This is a genomic window from Streptomyces diastatochromogenes (assembly GCF_002242805.1).
Classification (GTDB): Bacteria; Actinomycetota; Actinomycetes; order Streptomycetales; family Streptomycetaceae; genus Streptomyces; species Streptomyces diastatochromogenes.
This window is the reverse complement of sequence record NZ_MCGQ01000012.1, coordinates 145,291-160,542: the sequence shown is the minus strand read 5'-3', so window position 1 is coordinate 160,542 and position 15,252 is coordinate 145,291. Positions and strand designations below refer to the sequence as shown.

Sequence of the window (15,252 nt, the reverse complement as noted above, 5' to 3'; positions counted from 1 at the left end):
TGGTGGCACAGCGCAGGGAGCGGACACAGCAGTGGCAGTTCAGCAGTCGGTCGGCCCGGACCCGTACTTCCCGGACAACGGTGACTCCCGCTACCGGGTGCACCGCTACGAGATCACGCTGGACTACCGCCCGGGTCCGAACCGGCTGGCGGGCACGGCTCGGATCAATGCGATCGCGGGGCGGACGGCGCTCACCGAGTTCCAGCTCAACCTGGCCGACTTCAAGATCGGCCGGGTGCGGGTGGACGGCCGGCAGCCGCACTACACGCACCGGGGCGGCAGGCTGCGCATCCGCCCGGCCAAGCCCGTGCGGGCCGGGGCCGCGTTCACGGTCGAGGTGCACTGGTCCGGCAACCCCAAGCCGGTGGCGACGCCCTGGGGCGGGATCGGCTGGGAGGAGCTGTCGGACGGGGCGCTGGTGGCGAGCCAGCCGATCGGGGCGCCGTCCTGGTACCCGTGCAACGACCGGCCGGCCGACAAGGCGTCGTACCTGATCTCGGTCACCACGCCGTCCGCGTACGCGGTGGTCGCGGGCGGGCGCCTGCTGACCCGTACGACGAAGGCCTCGACGACCACCTGGGTGTATGAGCAGGCCGCGCCCACGTCCAGTTATCTCGTCGGTCTGGCGATCGGCAAGTTCCAGACGGTGCTGCTGGGCGACCCGGGACCGGGCGGCATCCCGCAGCACGGGCACATCCCCGCGCATCTGCTGCCCGAGTTCTCCCGGGACTTCGCGCGGCAGCCCGCGATGATGGAGCTGTTCCAGGAGCTGTTCGGGCCGTACCCGTTCGACGAGTACGCGGTCGCGGTGACCGAGGAGGAACTCGATGTGCCCGTCGAGGCACAGGGGTTGTCGCTGTTCGGCTCCAACCACGTGGACGGCGCCCGGGGTTCGGAGCGGCTGGTGGCGCACGAGCTGGCGCACCAGTGGTTCGGCAACTGTGTGTCCATCGCCGACTGGCGGCACATCTGGCTGAACGAGGGCTTCGCCAAGTACGCGGAGTGGCTGTGGTCCGAGCGCTCGGGCGGCCGCAGCGCCCAGCAACTGGCCGCCGTCGCACACCGGTTGCTGTCCACGCTGCCGCAGGACCTCCGGCTGGCCGACCCGGGCCGCAAGTCGATGTTCGACGACCGGCTCTACGAGCGCGGCGGCCTGACCCTGCACGCGGTGCGCTGCGCGCTGGGCGACGACGCGTTCTTCCTCATGCTGCGCAGCTGGGTACGGCTGCACCGGAACGGGTCGGTGACGACATCGGTGTTCACCGCGCACGTGGCCCGGTTCGCGGACGAGCCGCTGGACGGGCTGTTCAAGGCGTGGGTGTACGGGGCGGTGCTGCCGCCGCTGCCGATGCTGGGCTCGCGGGCGGCCGTCTAGTCGCCGAACTCCAGCAGCACCTTGCACGACCGGCTCCGGTCGGCGGCCAGGGTGAACGCCGCCTCGGCCTCCTGTACCGGGACCACCGCGCTGATCAGCCCGTCGAACTCGGGGCGAGCCGCGAGCAGGTGCAGTGCCTCGTCGAACTCGGTGTCGAAGCGGAAGGCGCCGCGCAGCTCGATCTCCCGGCTCACCAGCAGGTTCCCGGGGAAGGGGCTCGGCCCCGGCGGCAGCATCCCGAGCTGGACGACCACACCGCCGCGCCGTACCAGCCGCAGGCAGGTGTCCAGGCCGGCCGCCGCCCCGGACGCCTCCACGGCCACGTCCGCCTCGGCCGGCCACCCGGTGTCGTCCGGGTCGTCGGCCCGTACGAGGGTGTCGGCCCCGGCGGCGGCCGCGTAGGCGAGGGCTTCGGGCAGCAGGTCGGTCGCCGTCACCCGTGCCGCGCCGGCCGCCTTGGCCGCCGCGACCACCAGGCAGCCGATCGGCCCGGCCCCGGTCACCAGCACATGCCGGCCGGACACGTCCCCGGCCCGCCGCACCGCGTGCAGGGCCACCGCGAGCGGCTCGGCGAGCGCCGCCCGCCGCAGCGCGAGCCCGTCCGGCAGTGGCCTCAACTGCCCGGCCGGTACGGCCACCTGACCGGCGAACCCGCCCTGCACATGCGGGAAACGGGCCGCGCTGCCGAGGTAGCGGGTGTCCCGGCACACGTTCGCCCGCCCGGCGCCGCACTCCGGGCAGCGCCCGCAGGGGGTCGCGGGGTGCACGGCGACCGCCGTACCCGGGGCCGGGCCGGTGGCTCCGGCGCCGTAGGCGACCACGGTGCCCACGACCTCGTGCCCGAGCACCATCGGCTCCCTGAGCCGGAAGTCGCCGACCCCGCCGTGCCGCCAGTAGTGCAGGTCGGAGCCGCACACACCGCCGTACCGGACGGCCACCAGGGCCTGGCCCGGCCCGGGTTCGGGGACCGGCAGCTCCGCCACCCGCAGCTCCCCCGCGCCGTGGATCACACAACCCAGCATGTCCGCCGCCCCTTTCAGAGCACGCTCGTCATACCGCCGTCGACGTACAGGACCTGCCCGCTGACGAAGTCGGCGGCGGGCGAGGCGAGGAAGAGCACCCCGCCCACCAGGTCCTCGGTACGCCCCCAGCGGCCGGCCGGGGTGCGGCGACGCACCCAGGCGCTGAACTCCTCGTCCTCGACGAGGGGTCTGGTCAGCTCGGTCTCGATGTAGCCGGGTCCGAGCCCGTTGACCTGGACGCCGTACGGGCCCCAGTCGGCGCACATGCCCTTGGTGAGCATCTTCAGCGCGCCCTTGGTGGCGGCGTAGGGCGCGATGCCCGGCCGTGCCACCTCGCTCTGCAGCGAGCAGATGTTGATGATCTTGCCGTGGCCGCGTTCCGTCATCCGCCGGGCGGTCTCCCGGCCGACCAGGAACGCGCTGGTGAGGTTGGTGTCCAGGATCCGGTGCCAGTCCGTGTCCGTGAACTCCAGCAGCGGGGCGCGCAGTTGCATGCCCGCGTTGTTGACGAGGATGTCGAGCGGGCCCACCCGCTCCTCGACGTCCGCGATGCCGGCGGCCACGGACGGACCGTCGGTCACGTCGAAGGCCGCCGTGTGCACCCGGTCGCCGGGCAGCGAGGCGGCCGCGTCGGCCAACCGGTCCGGGTCGCGCCCGTTGAGGACCACCGTGCAGCCGGCCTCCGCCAGGCCCCGGGCCAGCGCGAGTCCGATGCCGCGACTGGAGCCGGTGACCAGGGCCGTACGGCCGCCGATGTCGAAGAGAGGGTGAGCCGTCATCGCCGTACCGCTCCTAGATCACCAGGGACAACAGCAGGACCAGACCGCCGGCGACCACCGAGATGATCGTCTCCATCACCGACCAGGTCTTGACGGTCTGCCCGACGCTCAGCCCGAAGTACTCCTTGACCAGCCAGAAGCCGGCGTCGTTGACATGGCTGAAGAAGAGCGAGCCGGCGCCGATGGCGAGGACCAGCAGGGCGGTGTGGGTGGTCGACATGTCGGCCGCGAGCGGCGCGACCAGACCGGCCGCGGAGATCGTCGCCACCGTCGCCGAGCCGGTGGCCAGCCGGATCGCCACCGCGATGAGCCAGGCCAGCAGCAGCGCCGGGATCGACCAGTCCTTGGAGATGTCCAGGATCATCTGGCCGACGCCGGAGTCGATCAGCGTCTGCTTGAAGCCGCCGCCCGCGCCGACGATCAGCAGGATGCCCGCGATGGGCATCAGGCCCTTGTCGACCGTCTGCTGGAGCCGCTCCTTGCCGAACCCGGCGGCCCGGCCCAGTGTGAAGAAGCCGACCAGCACGGCGGCGAGCAGCGCGATCAGCGGCGAGCCGATGATGTCGAAGACCCGCTGGTTGATGTTCGTGGGGTCGTCGACGACGATGTCCACCAGGGCCTTGGACAGCATCAGCACCACCGGCAGCAGCATGGTGGCGAGCGTCGCGCCGAAGCCGGGCCGACGCTCCAGTTCCTCGGAGGCGCGCTGCGGGAGCATGCGGTCGGGGGCCGGGACGTCCACCCAGCGGGCGGCGAACCGGGAGAAGACGGGGCCGGCGATGATCACCGTGGGTATGGCGACGAGGATGCCGAGGGCCAGGGTGACGCCCAGGTTGGCGCCGACCGCGTCGATCGCGACCAGCGGGCCGGGGTGCGGCGGGATCAGGCCGTGCATCACGGACAGACCGGCCAGCGCCGGGATGCCGATGCGCATCACGGAGTAGTTGCCGCGCTTGGCGACCATCAGCACGACCGGGATCAGCAGCACGATGCCGACCTCGAAGAACAGCGGCAGGCCGACGACGGAGGCGATCAGCACCATCGCCCAGGGCATCGCACGCCCGCCCGCCTTGGCAAGGATCGTGTCGACGATCTGGTCGGCGCCGCCGGAGTCGGCGAGGAGCTTGCCCAGGATCGCCCCGAGCGCGATCAGGACGCCCACGCCGGCCACGGTGGTGCCGAGCCCGGTGGTGAAGCTGACGATGGCCTTGTCGAGCGGTGCCCCGGCGACGGCCCCGAGGACCAGCGACCCGATGGTCAGCGCCAGGAAGGCATGGAGCTTGAACTTGGTGATGAGCAGGACGATGGTGGCGATGCCCACCAGGACGGCGATGCCGAGCTGGACGTGGCCGGCCGAGGTGATGGGCTGGACGGTGTCCGCTGCCAGCATCTCGACGCTGAGTCTGGTCACGGGGGTTCCCTTGCAGGTACGGGGGACGGGGGTGAGGTGCTACGCGGGGATGTCGGGAAGCGCGTCGAGTGCCTTCACGGCTCGATCGGTGATCTCCTGGGGGCCGCCGCTGACGTCCACGGCGACTCCCCTCTCGTCCGGCTCCAGTGGCTGGAGCGTGGCGAACTGGGAGTCCAGCAGGGCGGTCGGCATGAAGTGACCCTGCCGGTGGGTCATCCGGTCCTCGATGAGCTTCCGGTCGCCCGTGAGGTGCACGAACACGATCCCGGGAGCCACGGACCGAAGCCGGTCGCGGTACGACCGCTTCAGCGCCGAGCTGCTGACCACCCCGCCGAGCCCGGCCCGCTGGTGCGCCCAGTGACCGATGGCCTCGAGCCACGGCCATCTGTCGGCGTCCTCCAGCGGGATCCCGGCCGACATCTTGTCGATGTTGGCCTGCGGGTGGAAGTCGTCACCCTCGGCGTACGGGACGCCCAGCCGGGCGGCGAGCAGAGGACCGATCGTGGTCTTGCCCGTCCCGGCGACGCCCATCACGACGACGACCTGGGGGGTGCGCATGACTGCCTCGCTGTCTTCCTCGACATCCGACGCCGACGTCCGGCGTCGCCACACTGAAACCCATTAGGTACGACGAATTCAAGAGTCTGTGACATATAAGTCTGACTTTTTGGCTCCGTGATCCACGCCGTACTCTGAGTGCATGAGCACACCGGGCCGGGGGCTGCACGGCCATGTACTGGACACCCTCGGTCCCGCGATCACTGCGGGCGAGTACCCTCCGGGCAGCGTTCTGCGCACCGACGAACTGGCCCAGCACTTCGAGGTGTCCCGTTCCGTGATGCGCGAGGCGGTCCGGGTCCTGGAGTCCATGCACCTGGTCGAGTCCCGCCGCCGGGTGGGCGTGACGGTCCGCCCCAAGGCCGAGTGGAACGTCTACGACCCGCAGGTCATCCGCTGGCGCCTCGCGGGCGCCGACCGCCCGCACCAGCTGCGCTCCCTGACCGTGCTGCGCTCGGCGGTCGAGCCGGTGGCGGCGGGCCTGACCGCGAAGAACGCCACGGCCGAGCAGTGCGCCGAACTCACGGAGTGCGCGCTGGGGATGGTGGCCACCTCACGCGGCCACCGGCTGGAGGAGTACCTCGTCCACGACGTCGCCTTCCACCGGGTCATCCTCATGGCCTCGGGCAACGAGATGTTCGCCCGGCTCGGCGACGTCGTCGCGGAGGTGCTGGCCGGGCGCACCCATCACGAGGTGATGTTCGAGGACCCCGACCCGGCGGCGGTGACCCTGCACGTCCAGGTCGCGGAGGCGGTACGCGCGGGCGACGCGGCCCGGGCCGAACAGCTGACCAGGGAGATCACCATGGGCGCCCTGGAGGAGCTGGACATCCTGGCGCCCTAGGCACGTCGGTCGCTTCAGTCGCTTCAGTCGCTTCAGTCCAGGAAGTCCCCGTCGACGTACACCCACGCCCCGTCCACCCGCTCGAACCGGCTGCGCTCGTGCAGCGAGCCGTCGCGGTAGGAGGCGCGGAAGGTCACGGTGCCGGTGGTGTGGAAGGCCGACCCGTCGGTGCTGCCGAGGATCTCCAGCCCCGTCCACTTCATGCCCGGGTCCAGGTCCAGCCGCTCGGGCCGGGTCCGGGGATGCCAGGTCCGCAGCAGATACCCCGCGTCCCCCTTGACGAACGCGCTGTACCGCGACCGCATCAGCGCCTCGGCGGTGGGCGCGGCGGCCGGGCCGGAGTGGAAGCGGCCACAGCAGGCGTCGTAGGACTCGGGACGGCCGCAGGGGCAGGTGCGCGTGGTCATGGCCCACATTCTGCCCGTACCAGGGGAGGCGCCGACCGCCGCCGCGGTGCACAGTGGAAGAGGAGACGCGCCGGTGCGTCCCGTTGCCTCGCACGCAGTGAGGAGAGACGGACGATGACTCGACCCTTGAGCAACCGTCCTCCGTCCGTCAAGGAATGGCGGCTGAACCTGTACCTGTCCGAACACGACCCGGACACCACGGCCCGGATCATCCTGGACACCGGGGACAACGTCCTGGAGAGCCACGCGGAGGCCCGCAGGAACCCCTACGACACGGCGGTGCCCGACATCGGTGACGAACTCGCGGCCGGACGTGCGCTGATCGCCATGGGCCGTCTGCTGCTGCGCGCGGCCGCGGGCGACATGAAGGAGATGGGCGCGACCGAGACGGAGACTCCCGCTCCGCTCTGGCCGGCCCAGGGATGACGGAGCCCTGCCGTGCTCTTCACCGACCGGATCGAGGCGGGGCGCCGGCTGGGCCTGCGCCTCGAGTACCTCAGGGGCCAGGACGTCGTGGTGCTCGGACTGCCGCGCGGCGGGGTGCCGGTCGGCGCGGAGGTCGCCGAGGCGCTCGACGCGCCGCTGGACGTCTGCCTGGTGCGGAAGCTGGGCGTGCCCGACCAGCCCGAGCTGGGGATGGGCGCGATCGGCGAGGGCGACGTACGGGTGATCAACCAGGAGGTGCTGCGCGGCACCGGCGTCGGCCAGGCGGCACTGGAGCGGGTCGAGCGGCACGAGCGCCAGGTGCTGGAGCAGCGGGCCGCCCGCTACCGGGGCGAACGCGCTCCCGTCAGCGTCGCCGGCCGGACCGTCGTGGTCGTCGACGACGGGGTGGCCACCGGCTCGACCGCGCGGGTGGCCTGCCGGATCGCCCGGGCCCGGGGTGCCGCGCGCATCGTGCTGGCGGTCCCCGTCGCACCACGCGACTTCGCCCGGCGGCTCGGCGGGGACGCCGACGAACTGGTCTGCCTGGACACCCCGGACGACTTCTTCGCCATCGGCCAGTTCTACGGCGACTTCACCCAGACCGGCGACGACGAGGTCACGGCCTGTCTGCGGCAGGCCGCCAGACGCCACGAACGGTTCGCCGGCACCGGCGCCGAGGACCGCGAGGTGGAGGTGGCGGCGGGTGCCGTACGGCTGCGCGGGCGGCTCACCCTGCCCGAGGGCGCGACCGGGGTCGTCGCCTTCGCCCACGGCAGCGGCAGCAGCCGGCACAGCCCGCGCAACCGGTTCGTGGCCGAGGGACTGAACGGGGCCGGTCTCGGCACCCTGCTGTTCGACCTGCTCACCGAGGACGAGGAGCGCGACCGGGCCAACGTGTTCGACATCGCGCTGCTGGCCGGGCGGCTGGCCGGTGCCACCGGCTGGCTGCGCGAGGAACCCGACGTCGAAGGGCTCGCCATCGGCTACTTCGGCGCCAGCACCGGCGCGGCCGCCGCCCTGTGGGCCGCCGCCGAACCGTCGGCCCGCCCCGCAGCGGTCGTCTCCCGCGGCGGCCGCCCCGACCTCGCCGGGCCGCGGCTGCCCGAGGTGACGGCGCCCACGCTGCTCATCGTGGGCGGCGCCGACATCCAGGTGCTGGGTCTCAACCGGGAGGCGCAGGCCCGACTGCGGTGCGAGAACCGGCTCGAGGTGGTCCCCGGCGCCACGCATCTGTTCGAGGAGCCCGGCACGCTGGAGCGGGTGACCGAGCTGGCCCGCGACTGGTTCACCGACCACATGGCACCCGCACACGTGTAGGTGGGGATCATGCCCGAGGGGCTCGTCACCCTGTTTCTCGCCGGTGACGTGATGCTCGGCCGGGGCGTCGACCAGATCCTCCCGCACCCCGGTGACCCCGCCCTGCGGGAGGGCTATGTGCACGACGCCCGCGACTATGTCGCCCTGGCGGAGGCGGCGAACGGCCCGGTACCGCGGCCGGTGGCGCCCTCCTGGCCCTGGGGCGAGGCGCTGCCGGTGCTGGAGCGTGCGGCGCCCGACGTGCGGGTGATCAATCTGGAGACGGCCGTCACCCGGGACGGCGACTTCGCGCCGGGCAAGGGAGTCCACTACCGGATGCACCCGGCCAACCTGCCCGCTCTCGCCGTGGCGCGGCCCGACGTCTGCGTTCTCGCCAACAACCATGTGCTCGACTTCGGGCCGCCGGGCCTCGCGGAGACGCTGGACTCGCTGGCGGCGGCCGGGCTGCGCGGCGCGGGTGCGGGCCGGGACGAGGCCGAGGCGTGGCGGCCGGCGACCGTGCCGCTGCGGTCGGGCGGACGGGTGCTGGTCTTCTCCTTCGGGATGCCGTCCAGCGGCATCCCGCACAGCTGGGCGGCCGACGCCGAGCGGTCCGGGGTGGCCCTGGTCGCGGCGCCGACGGAGGGCGCCGCGGCCGAATTCGCCGACCGCCTGCGGCAGTCCGGCCGGCCGGACGACATCGTGGTCGCCTCCGTGCACTGGGGTTCCAACTGGGGGTACGGCGTCTCCCGTGCCGAGGTCCGTTTCGCGCACGCGCTCGTCGACGCGGGCGTGAGCGTGGTCCACGGCCACTCCTCGCACCACCCGCGTCCGCTGGAGGTGTACCGAGACCGGCTCGTCCTGTACGGCTGCGGTGACCTCGTCGACGACTACGAGGGCATCGGCGGCTACGAGCGCTACCGGGACGATCTGCGGCTGCTGTACCTGGCCTCGCTCGAACCCGGCACCGGCCGGCTGACCGGCCTGCGGATGGTGCCGCTCCAGGCGCGCCGGATGCGTCTGGAGCACGCGTCGGCCGAGGACACCGCGTGGCTGCGCGCCACCCTCGACCGGTGCAGCCGCGCCCTCGGCACCCGGGTCGAGGACGCGGACGACGGCACGCTCACGGTGCGGGCCCTGCGGTGAGACCGGGGGGTCGAGTCCGCCCGGTGAGACTCGGGTTCAGGCCCGCCCGCTCTTGCGCAGGAACGTGCGCAGGCGGGTCAGGGGCCAGGTGTTGATCACGTCCTCCTTGGTGAGCCAGCCGCGCTGTGCGGTGCCGACGCCGTAGCGCAGCTGGTCGAGGTGGAGGACGGAGTGGGCGTCGGTGTCGACGGCGAACTTCACCCCGAACCGCCGGGCCCGCAGGATGTCCTCGTCACGCAGGTCCAGCCGGTCGGGCTGGGCGTTGACCTCCAGCGCGGTGCCGGTGCGGGCGCAGGCGGCGAACACCTCGTCCCAGTCGGCGTCGACACCCGGGCGCTTGCCGACGAGCCGGGTGGTCGGGTGGCCGATGACGTTGACGTACGGGTTCTCGCAGGCCCGCACGAGCCGCCGGGTCATCGCCCTGCGGTCCAGGTCGAAGTGGGAGTGCAGGGAGGCCACGCACAGGTCGAAACCGGCCAGGAAGTCGTCCGGCCAGTCCACGTCGCCGTCGGGGCCGATGTTCAGCTCCGTGCCGTGCAGCAGCCGCATCCTGCCCAAGGTGCCGTCCAGCGCCCGCAGTTGCTCCCGCTGGGCGAGGATCTTCTCGTCGGTCATGCGCTGCATGTACAGGTTGGGCGCGTGGTCGGTGACCGCGTAGTAGGCGTAGCCGCGTGTGGCGGCGGCCTCCAGCATCGTCTCCAGCGGTGCGAGGCCGTCGGTGAGGTCCGTGTGGGTGTGCAGGTCGCCGCGGATGTCCCGCTCGGTCAGCACCTCGGGCAGCTCGCCGTGCAGGGCGGCCTCGATCTCCCCGCGGTCCTCGCGCAGCGTCGGCGGGATCCAGGGCAGGCCGAGCCGGTCGTAGACCTCCTCCTCCGTGCGAGAGGCGAGCGACTCCCCGCTCTCGGCGTCGAACAGGCCGTACTCGGAGAGCTTGAGCCCCTGGTGGACGGCGATGGTGCGGGTGCGGATGTTGTGCCCCTTGGAGCCGGTGAAGTACTGCAGCCCGGCGCCCCACGAGGTGGGCGGCAGCACCCGCAGGTCCACCTGGACGCCCTTGTGGGTGCGGACCGACGTCTTCTTCTCGCCGTGGGCGATCACCTCCGCGGTCGACGGCAGCGAGACGAGGGCGTCCATGAAGGGCGCCGACCGGTTCGCCGCGACGAGGATGTCGATGTCGCCGATGGTCTCCCGCATGCGCCGCAGCGATCCGGCGTAGGCGCAGCGCTTGCAGCCGGTCACCGCGGACAGTTCGGCGACGATCTCCTCGGCGGTGTCGAGGGCCAGGTGGACCGGGATGCGGTCGCCCGCCTGCCGCAGGAGCTGGATCCCGTGCAGGATGTTCTCCTGCGTCTTCTCGCCGAACCCCTTCAGATCGGCCAGCGCGTCGGCCTCGATGGCCTTGGCCAGCTCGTCCACCGAGGAGATGTGCAGGTCCTCGTAGAGCCGCAGGGCCTTCTTCGGGCCGAGCGTGGGGATCGTGATCAGCTCCCGTACCCCGGCGGGGATCTTCGCCCGGCGCTCCTCGACCACGGCCATGGTGCCGGTGCGCAGGTACTCGATCACCTTCTCGGCGATCGACCTGCCCACGTTCGGGATCTCCTTCAGGCCGTCGGCGTCCAGCTGGGAGATGTCGGCGGGATGGCCGCCGATGGCACGCGCGGCCTTCTCGTAGGCGCGCGCCTTGAAGGCGTCGCCTCCCGTGATCGCGATGAGGTCCGCGTACTCCTGCAGGAGCGCCTCGACCTCCTCATTGGGCCGGGCCACCCTTCAAGTCTAGGGAGACCAGGAAGACACCGTTCGTGCGGCGTCACGGACGCCACAACGGGTGTTCCCGCTTGGCCCACTCCCTGCTCACCGACCCGGTCCGCAGTCCCCGGCGCGCCTCCGGGTCCCCCAGCGCCATGCCGATGTGGCCGGCCAGGACCACGCCGATGGTCAGGGCCAGCCAGTCGTGGACGAAGGTCGCCGAGGTGCGCCACATCAGCGGGGTGAGGTGGGTGAACCACATCATCAGGCCGGTGCCGAGCATGACCAGGGTGGCCCCGGCGATCCAGGCCGCGTAGACCTTCTGGCCGGCGTTGAACTTGCCCGCCGGGCGGGAGGAGCGGCGCTTGTCGCGGACGAGGGCCGCGCGCAGCCACATGCGGTCGTGCGGGCCGAAGCGGTTGAGGAACCGCAGGTCGGCTCGGAAGGCCCGGGAGGCCAGGCCCAGCAGGACGGGGACGGGCAGGGCCAGCCCGGCGCACTCGTGGATGCGTACGACCAGTTCGCGGCGCCCGACCAGCACGGCCAGCTGCGGGATGTAGAGGCAGGCCGCGGTGACCACGCACGCGCCCATCAGCGCGGCCGTGATGCGGTGCACCCACCGCTCGGCGTGGGTGAAGCGGTGGACGCGGGCGCTCGGCGGGGCCGGGGTCTCAGCTCGTAGGCTCATCGGTCCGTCCGTTCGAGCGGCCGACCCAGGCGTCGACGTCGTAGCCGAGCTCCTCCCAGTAGCCGGGCCTGACCTGGTCGGTCACGGTGATCCCGGAGAGCCACTTGGCCGACTTGTAGAAGTACATGGGGGCGACGTAGAGGCGGACCGGGCCGCCGTGGTCGTGGCCGATGTCCTTGTCCTGCATGCGCAGGGCGACCAGGACGTCCGGGCGGCGGGCCTGGTCGAGGGTGAGGCTCTCGGTGTAGGTGCCGTCGAAGCAGGTGAAGCGGATGGCCTTGCCGGCGGCCTGGACGCCCGCGGCGTCCAGCAGGTGGGAGAGCCGTACGCCCTCGAAGGGGGTGCCCGGCACCCGCCAGCCGGTGACGCACTGGACGTCCTTGACCAGCCGGGTCTGCGGCAGGGCGCGCAGGTCGGCGAGGGTGTAGGTGTGCGGGTGGTCGACCAGGCCGTCGACGGTGAGCCGGTAGTCGGCGGGGCCCTTGTGCGGGACGGACGCGGCGACCGAGTAGTAGCGGAAGCCGCCGCCGTTGGGCAGCAGGCCGGTCAGGCCCGTGGGGTCCTTGCCGGAGATGCTGCCGAGGAAGCCCTCCAGGCCACGTTGCAGCACCGGCGCGGCCGCGACGCCGAGGGCGCCCAGGCCGAGGGTGCCGAGGAAGACACGGCGGCCGATCGGCCTGCCCTCCGGTTCCTCGGTCGGTTCAGGTTTCACATAGTCATTCGAGCACTTCCGGCCCTTCCCGGGCCAGGGTGTACGGCAGCCGGTCAGACTTCCGTAATCACTTCTCACCCGTGTCTCAGGAAACTACGTCTCAGGCAACGCCCGGCCGAGTGCGCGGCAGCGGGCGGTGCGGAAGGCCTGCCACGCGTCGCGGTGCGGGTAGGACCAGGGGGCCCGGGTGGCGTGCCGGCCGATGCGCTGGAAGAGGGCCGCCGCCTCGGCCGGGCGGCCGGCGCAGGACATGGCGAACGCCAGGTGGTTGAGGTCGGTGTGGCGGCGGGGGTGGTCGTCGTGCTCCCACTCCAGCCACCAGTCGAAGGCCGCGCGCAGGATCCGGCGGGCCCGGGGGCCGGACCAGTGCCCGGAGCCGACCGGGTCGGCGGGGGCCGGCCCGGTGGCGGCCAGGACCCGGTAGCGCTCGGCGTACGCGACCACCGGCAGGACGGCCAGCGGGGAGTCGGCGGGGGCCTGGGCGGCGGCCAGCTCGGCGAGGTCGTACACCTCGTGGGACTCGGCCCGGCCGCCCTGGGGCCGCTCGGCGAGCCGGGCGACCAGCAGGTGGTGTCCGTGGTGGTGCTCGGGGTGGCGCGCGCGGAGTTCCGCGAACGTGCGCAGCACTTCGTTCTCCGGGCCCCGGGTGCGGGCCAGCCGGAGCAGGCCGAGCCAGGGGGTGGGGTCGGCGGGGGCGAGCGCGGCGGCGGTGCGGCAGGCCTCGCGGGCCCGGTCGGCGTCGTCCTTGCCGCGCAGCGTGCGCTGGACCAGGGCGAGGGCGTGCAGGGTGGCGGCGTCGGCGGAGCCGGGCTCGGCGAGCAGCCAGTCGTGGGCCCAGGCGGCGGCGTACGGCTCCCCGGCGAGCACGGTGGCCCGGTGACCCCGCCGGTCCCAGTCGTCGCCGGTGTGCAGCAGCAGCGAGCGGGCGACCTGCCAGCGGCCCTGGGTCAACGCGGCCCGGGCGGTGAGGAGTTCGGCGTCACCGAGCGCGTCGTCGAAGCCGTCCTCTAACGCGCTGGAGTCGTCCGGGGCGGTGTCGCCGGACTGGTCCGTGGGGGCCCGGCGAACGCCGAGCAGAGGCGGGAGTGGGGTCACCGCAGGACTTCCTGATTCTCGGGCTGCCATCGACCGATCACGCACAGCAAACCCCCAGCCAAGGTTTGCGTCAAGCGGAACCCGGGTGTTGCTGCGTTCAACCAACCTACGAGGAGGGGTACTTGAGCCAGGTGTGGCGTACGCCATGGCGCCGGAGGCTCGCTCGGCGCAGCATCGTGACCCAGTCAACTGCCCGGTTCCGGGCACTCTCCGGGGCAATGCGGCCCCGGGAGCGCTACAGTCGGCCACTACGCGTCCGTGGTCCGGCCGGATGATCGAGGTACGCAGCGTGTCCGTTCTGGTTCTCCTTCTCGCCGTGAGTGCGGCCTGCTGCGTCGGCTTCGGGTTCGTGCTCCAGCAGAACGTCGCCCAGAAGGCACCGCTCGGCGACTTCCTGTCGTTCCGGCTGCTGCTCGACCTGATGCGGGTGCCGCGCTGGCTCGGCGGCATCGCCCTGATGGTGGCCGGCATGGCGCTGGGTGCCGTCGCCCTGGGCAAGGGCGAGATCTCCCTGGTCGAGCCGCTGCTCGCGACGAACCTGCTGTTCGCGCTCGCCCTCTCCCGCCACCAGACCAGACAGCCCCTGGGCCGCCAGGGCTGGACCGGCCTCGCGCTGCTCGCGGGCGGCGTGACCGCGTTCATCGTGGCGGGCGAGCCGCGCGGCGGCAGCGCGGTCGCCGACCCGGTACGGCACTGGCTGATCATCGGCGCGATGCTCGGCGTGGCCATGGTGCTCACGACGTACGCCAAGCGGTCCCGGCTGAGCTGGGGTCCGGTGCTGCTGGCCACCGCCGCCGGGCTGCTGTACGGCGTGCAGGACGCGCTGACCCGGGTGAGCGGCACCCGCTTCGCCGAGGGCGGCTTCGCGGAGCTGTTCACCGGCTGGCAGCCGTACGGGGTGCTCGCCCTGGGCGTCACCGGCCTCGTCCTGGTGCAGAGCGCCTTCGAGACGGCCGAGCTGCGCATGTCGCTGCCCGCGCTCACCGCCGCCCAGCCCCTCGCCGGCATCCTGTGCGGCGTGGGCTTCCTCGGCGACCGGCTGCACACCGACACCGGGGCGCTGGCCTGGGAGGCGGCGGGGCTCGCGGCGATCGTCGGAGGCATCGTGCTGCTCGGGCTGCACCCGGCGATGCCGTGCGGCGCGGAGACGGAGCCCACGAGGGACCTCCAGGCACGCTGAGCCCCTGCCCGGGGGTCCTGCTTGGATACGGGCATGAACCCTGCTGACGAGATCCTCGACATCGTCGACGAGCACGACCGGGTCGTCGCCCAGGCCCCGCGCGGCGAGGCGTACGCCAAGGGCCTGCGCCACCGGTGCGTCTTCATCCAGGCCCGGGACGCGGCCGGACGGCTCTTCGTCCACCGCCGCACCGCGACCAAGCTGGTCTTCCCCGCCCTCTACGACATGTTCGTCGGCGGGGTCGTGGGCGCCGGCGAGTCCTACGACGAGGCGGCGCTGCGGGAGGCGGAGGAGGAGCTGGGCGTCACCGGTCTGCCCCGGCCGGCGTACCTCTTCAAGTTCCTGTACCACGACGGGGCCGGGAACAGCTGGTGGTCGGCGGTGTACGAGGTGCGGTGCGACCTTCCGGTACGGCCCCAGCCGGAGGAGGTCCAGTGGCACGAGTTCCTGCCCGAGGACGAGGTGGAGCGGCGCCTCACCGAGTGGGAGTGGGTGCCGGACGGGCTGGCGGCGTACGAGCGGCTGAGGGCGTTCCGGTCGGCCCGGTGACACCCCGATAAGGTCCTG

16 protein-coding genes are annotated in these 15,252 nt (G+C 72.6%); 7 read left to right on the top strand and 9 right to left on the bottom strand.

Annotated elements, in window-relative coordinates; all coding sequences use genetic code 11:
- Window positions 1-31: 31 nt before the first annotated feature.
- On the top strand, window positions 32-1,375 hold the full coding sequence (locus BEK98_RS13765; RefSeq protein WP_094216781.1) for a M1 family metallopeptidase: 1,344 nt from the start codon (window positions 32-34) through the stop codon (window positions 1,373-1,375).
- On the opposite strand, the gene BEK98_RS13760 is transcribed toward BEK98_RS13765, so the two are convergent.
- Genes BEK98_RS13760 through BEK98_RS13745 form a run of 4 tightly spaced genes read right to left on the bottom strand, consistent with a single transcriptional unit; the run spans window position 1,372 to window position 5,145 of the window.
- Window positions 1,372-2,397, bottom strand: coding sequence for an L-idonate 5-dehydrogenase (locus tag BEK98_RS13760; protein WP_094216780.1), 1,026 nt, complete (start codon window positions 2,395-2,397; stop codon window positions 1,372-1,374). The two genes, BEK98_RS13765 and BEK98_RS13760, sit on opposite strands and share 4 nt — an antisense overlap.
- Window positions 2,398-2,411: 14 nt before the next feature.
- The gene (locus BEK98_RS13755; RefSeq protein ID WP_094216779.1) at window positions 2,412-3,176 is read right to left on the bottom strand and encodes a glucose 1-dehydrogenase; all 765 of its coding nucleotides are present in this window, start codon (window positions 3,174-3,176) and stop codon (window positions 2,412-2,414) included.
- 13 nt (window positions 3,177-3,189) lie between these two features.
- The gene (locus BEK98_RS13750; protein WP_094216778.1) at window positions 3,190-4,587 is read right to left on the bottom strand and encodes a GntP family permease; all 1,398 of its coding nucleotides are present in this window, start codon (window positions 4,585-4,587) and stop codon (window positions 3,190-3,192) included.
- A gap of 39 nt (window positions 4,588-4,626) precedes the next feature.
- Window positions 4,627-5,145 (bottom strand): gluconokinase, encoded by a 519-nt coding sequence (locus BEK98_RS13745; RefSeq protein WP_094216777.1) that lies wholly within the window; start codon window positions 5,143-5,145, stop codon window positions 4,627-4,629.
- A 142-nt stretch (window positions 5,146-5,287) separates the two neighbouring features.
- Here BEK98_RS13745 and BEK98_RS13740 point away from each other — a divergent pair, with 142 nt between their 5' ends.
- Window positions 5,288-5,989 (top strand): FadR/GntR family transcriptional regulator, encoded by a 702-nt coding sequence (locus BEK98_RS13740; protein WP_094216776.1) that lies wholly within the window; start codon window positions 5,288-5,290, stop codon window positions 5,987-5,989.
- A 32-nt stretch (window positions 5,990-6,021) separates the two neighbouring features.
- Here the strand turns inward: BEK98_RS13740 and BEK98_RS13735 are convergent, their stop codons facing one another.
- The gene (locus tag BEK98_RS13735; protein WP_094216775.1) at window positions 6,022-6,396 is read right to left on the bottom strand and encodes a YchJ family protein; all 375 of its coding nucleotides are present in this window, start codon (window positions 6,394-6,396) and stop codon (window positions 6,022-6,024) included.
- 114 nt (window positions 6,397-6,510) lie between these two features.
- Here BEK98_RS13735 and BEK98_RS13730 point away from each other — a divergent pair, with 114 nt between their 5' ends.
- The 3 genes from BEK98_RS13730 to BEK98_RS13720 are packed head-to-tail and all read left to right on the top strand — an operon-like array spanning window position 6,511 to window position 9,264.
- Complete coding sequence (locus BEK98_RS13730; RefSeq protein ID WP_094216774.1) at window positions 6,511-6,822, top strand: dsRBD fold-containing protein; 312 nt, start codon at window positions 6,511-6,513, stop codon at window positions 6,820-6,822.
- A 12-nt stretch (window positions 6,823-6,834) separates the two neighbouring features.
- A complete protein-coding gene (locus BEK98_RS13725; RefSeq protein ID WP_094216773.1) occupies window positions 6,835-8,139 on the top strand; it encodes a phosphoribosyltransferase in 1,305 nt (434 codons plus the stop codon).
- A gap of 9 nt (window positions 8,140-8,148) precedes the next feature.
- Entirely contained in the window at window positions 8,149-9,264 is a 1,116-nt protein-coding gene (locus BEK98_RS13720; RefSeq protein ID WP_094216772.1) for a CapA family protein, read from the top strand.
- 36 nt (window positions 9,265-9,300) lie between these two features.
- On the opposite strand, the gene polX is transcribed toward BEK98_RS13720, so the two are convergent.
- From polX to BEK98_RS13700, 4 genes are all read right to left on the bottom strand, one after another.
- On the bottom strand, window positions 9,301-11,028 hold the full coding sequence (polX, locus tag BEK98_RS13715) for a DNA polymerase/3'-5' exonuclease PolX (RefSeq protein WP_094216771.1): 1,728 nt from the start codon (window positions 11,026-11,028) through the stop codon (window positions 9,301-9,303).
- Window positions 11,029-11,071: 43 nt separating this feature from the next.
- Entirely contained in the window at window positions 11,072-11,698 is a 627-nt protein-coding gene (locus tag BEK98_RS13710; protein WP_094216770.1) for a cytochrome b/b6 domain-containing protein, read from the bottom strand.
- Window positions 11,682-12,410, bottom strand: coding sequence for a molybdopterin-dependent oxidoreductase (locus BEK98_RS13705; protein ID WP_094216769.1), 729 nt, complete (start codon window positions 12,408-12,410; stop codon window positions 11,682-11,684). Before BEK98_RS13705 ends, BEK98_RS13710 begins: the two co-directional genes overlap by 17 nt.
- A gap of 93 nt (window positions 12,411-12,503) precedes the next feature.
- Window positions 12,504-13,505 carry a hypothetical protein gene (locus BEK98_RS13700; RefSeq protein ID WP_094216768.1) on the bottom strand — a complete coding sequence of 334 codons (1,002 nt, stop codon included), beginning with the start codon at window positions 13,503-13,505 and terminating at the stop codon, window positions 12,504-12,506.
- Window positions 13,506-13,776: 271 nt separating this feature from the next.
- Between BEK98_RS13700 and BEK98_RS13695 the strand changes: the two genes are divergently transcribed.
- Both BEK98_RS13695 and BEK98_RS13690 read left to right on the top strand, forming a co-directional pair.
- Entirely contained in the window at window positions 13,777-14,685 is a 909-nt protein-coding gene (locus BEK98_RS13695; RefSeq protein WP_208643100.1) for a DMT family transporter, read from the top strand.
- A 33-nt stretch (window positions 14,686-14,718) separates the two neighbouring features.
- Window positions 14,719-15,234: an NUDIX hydrolase gene (locus tag BEK98_RS13690; RefSeq protein ID WP_094216767.1), complete on the top strand. Its 516-nt coding sequence runs from the start codon at window positions 14,719-14,721 to the stop codon at window positions 15,232-15,234.
- The last annotated feature ends 18 nt before the right edge of the window (window positions 15,235-15,252 follow it).

Excerpts from the sequence above, each read along its gene's own strand:
- BEK98_RS13740 (WP_094216776.1), top strand. The coding sequence starts at position 5,288 with ATGAGCACACCGGGCCGGGGGCTGCACGGCCATGTACTGGACACCCTC.
- BEK98_RS13730 (WP_094216774.1), top strand. The coding sequence starts at position 6,511 with ATGACTCGACCCTTGAGCAACCGTCCTCCGTCCGTCAAGGAATGGCGG.
- BEK98_RS13695 (WP_208643100.1), top strand. The coding sequence starts at position 13,777 with ATGATCGAGGTACGCAGCGTGTCCGTTCTGGTTCTCCTTCTCGCCGTG.
- BEK98_RS13755 (WP_094216779.1), bottom strand. The coding sequence starts at position 3,176 with ATGACGGCTCACCCTCTCTTCGACATCGGCGGCCGTACGGCCCTGGTC.
- BEK98_RS13720 (WP_094216772.1), top strand. The coding sequence starts at position 8,149 with ATGCCCGAGGGGCTCGTCACCCTGTTTCTCGCCGGTGACGTGATGCTC.
- BEK98_RS13760 (WP_094216780.1), bottom strand. The coding sequence starts at position 2,397 with ATGCTGGGTTGTGTGATCCACGGCGCGGGGGAGCTGCGGGTGGCGGAG.
- BEK98_RS13735 (WP_094216775.1), bottom strand. The coding sequence starts at position 6,396 with ATGACCACGCGCACCTGCCCCTGCGGCCGTCCCGAGTCCTACGACGCC.
- BEK98_RS13710 (WP_094216770.1), bottom strand. The coding sequence starts at position 11,698 with ATGAGCCTACGAGCTGAGACCCCGGCCCCGCCGAGCGCCCGCGTCCAC.
- BEK98_RS13690 (WP_094216767.1), top strand. The coding sequence starts at position 14,719 with ATGAACCCTGCTGACGAGATCCTCGACATCGTCGACGAGCACGACCGG.
- BEK98_RS13745 (WP_094216777.1), bottom strand. The coding sequence starts at position 5,145 with ATGCGCACCCCCCAGGTCGTCGTCGTGATGGGCGTCGCCGGGACGGGC.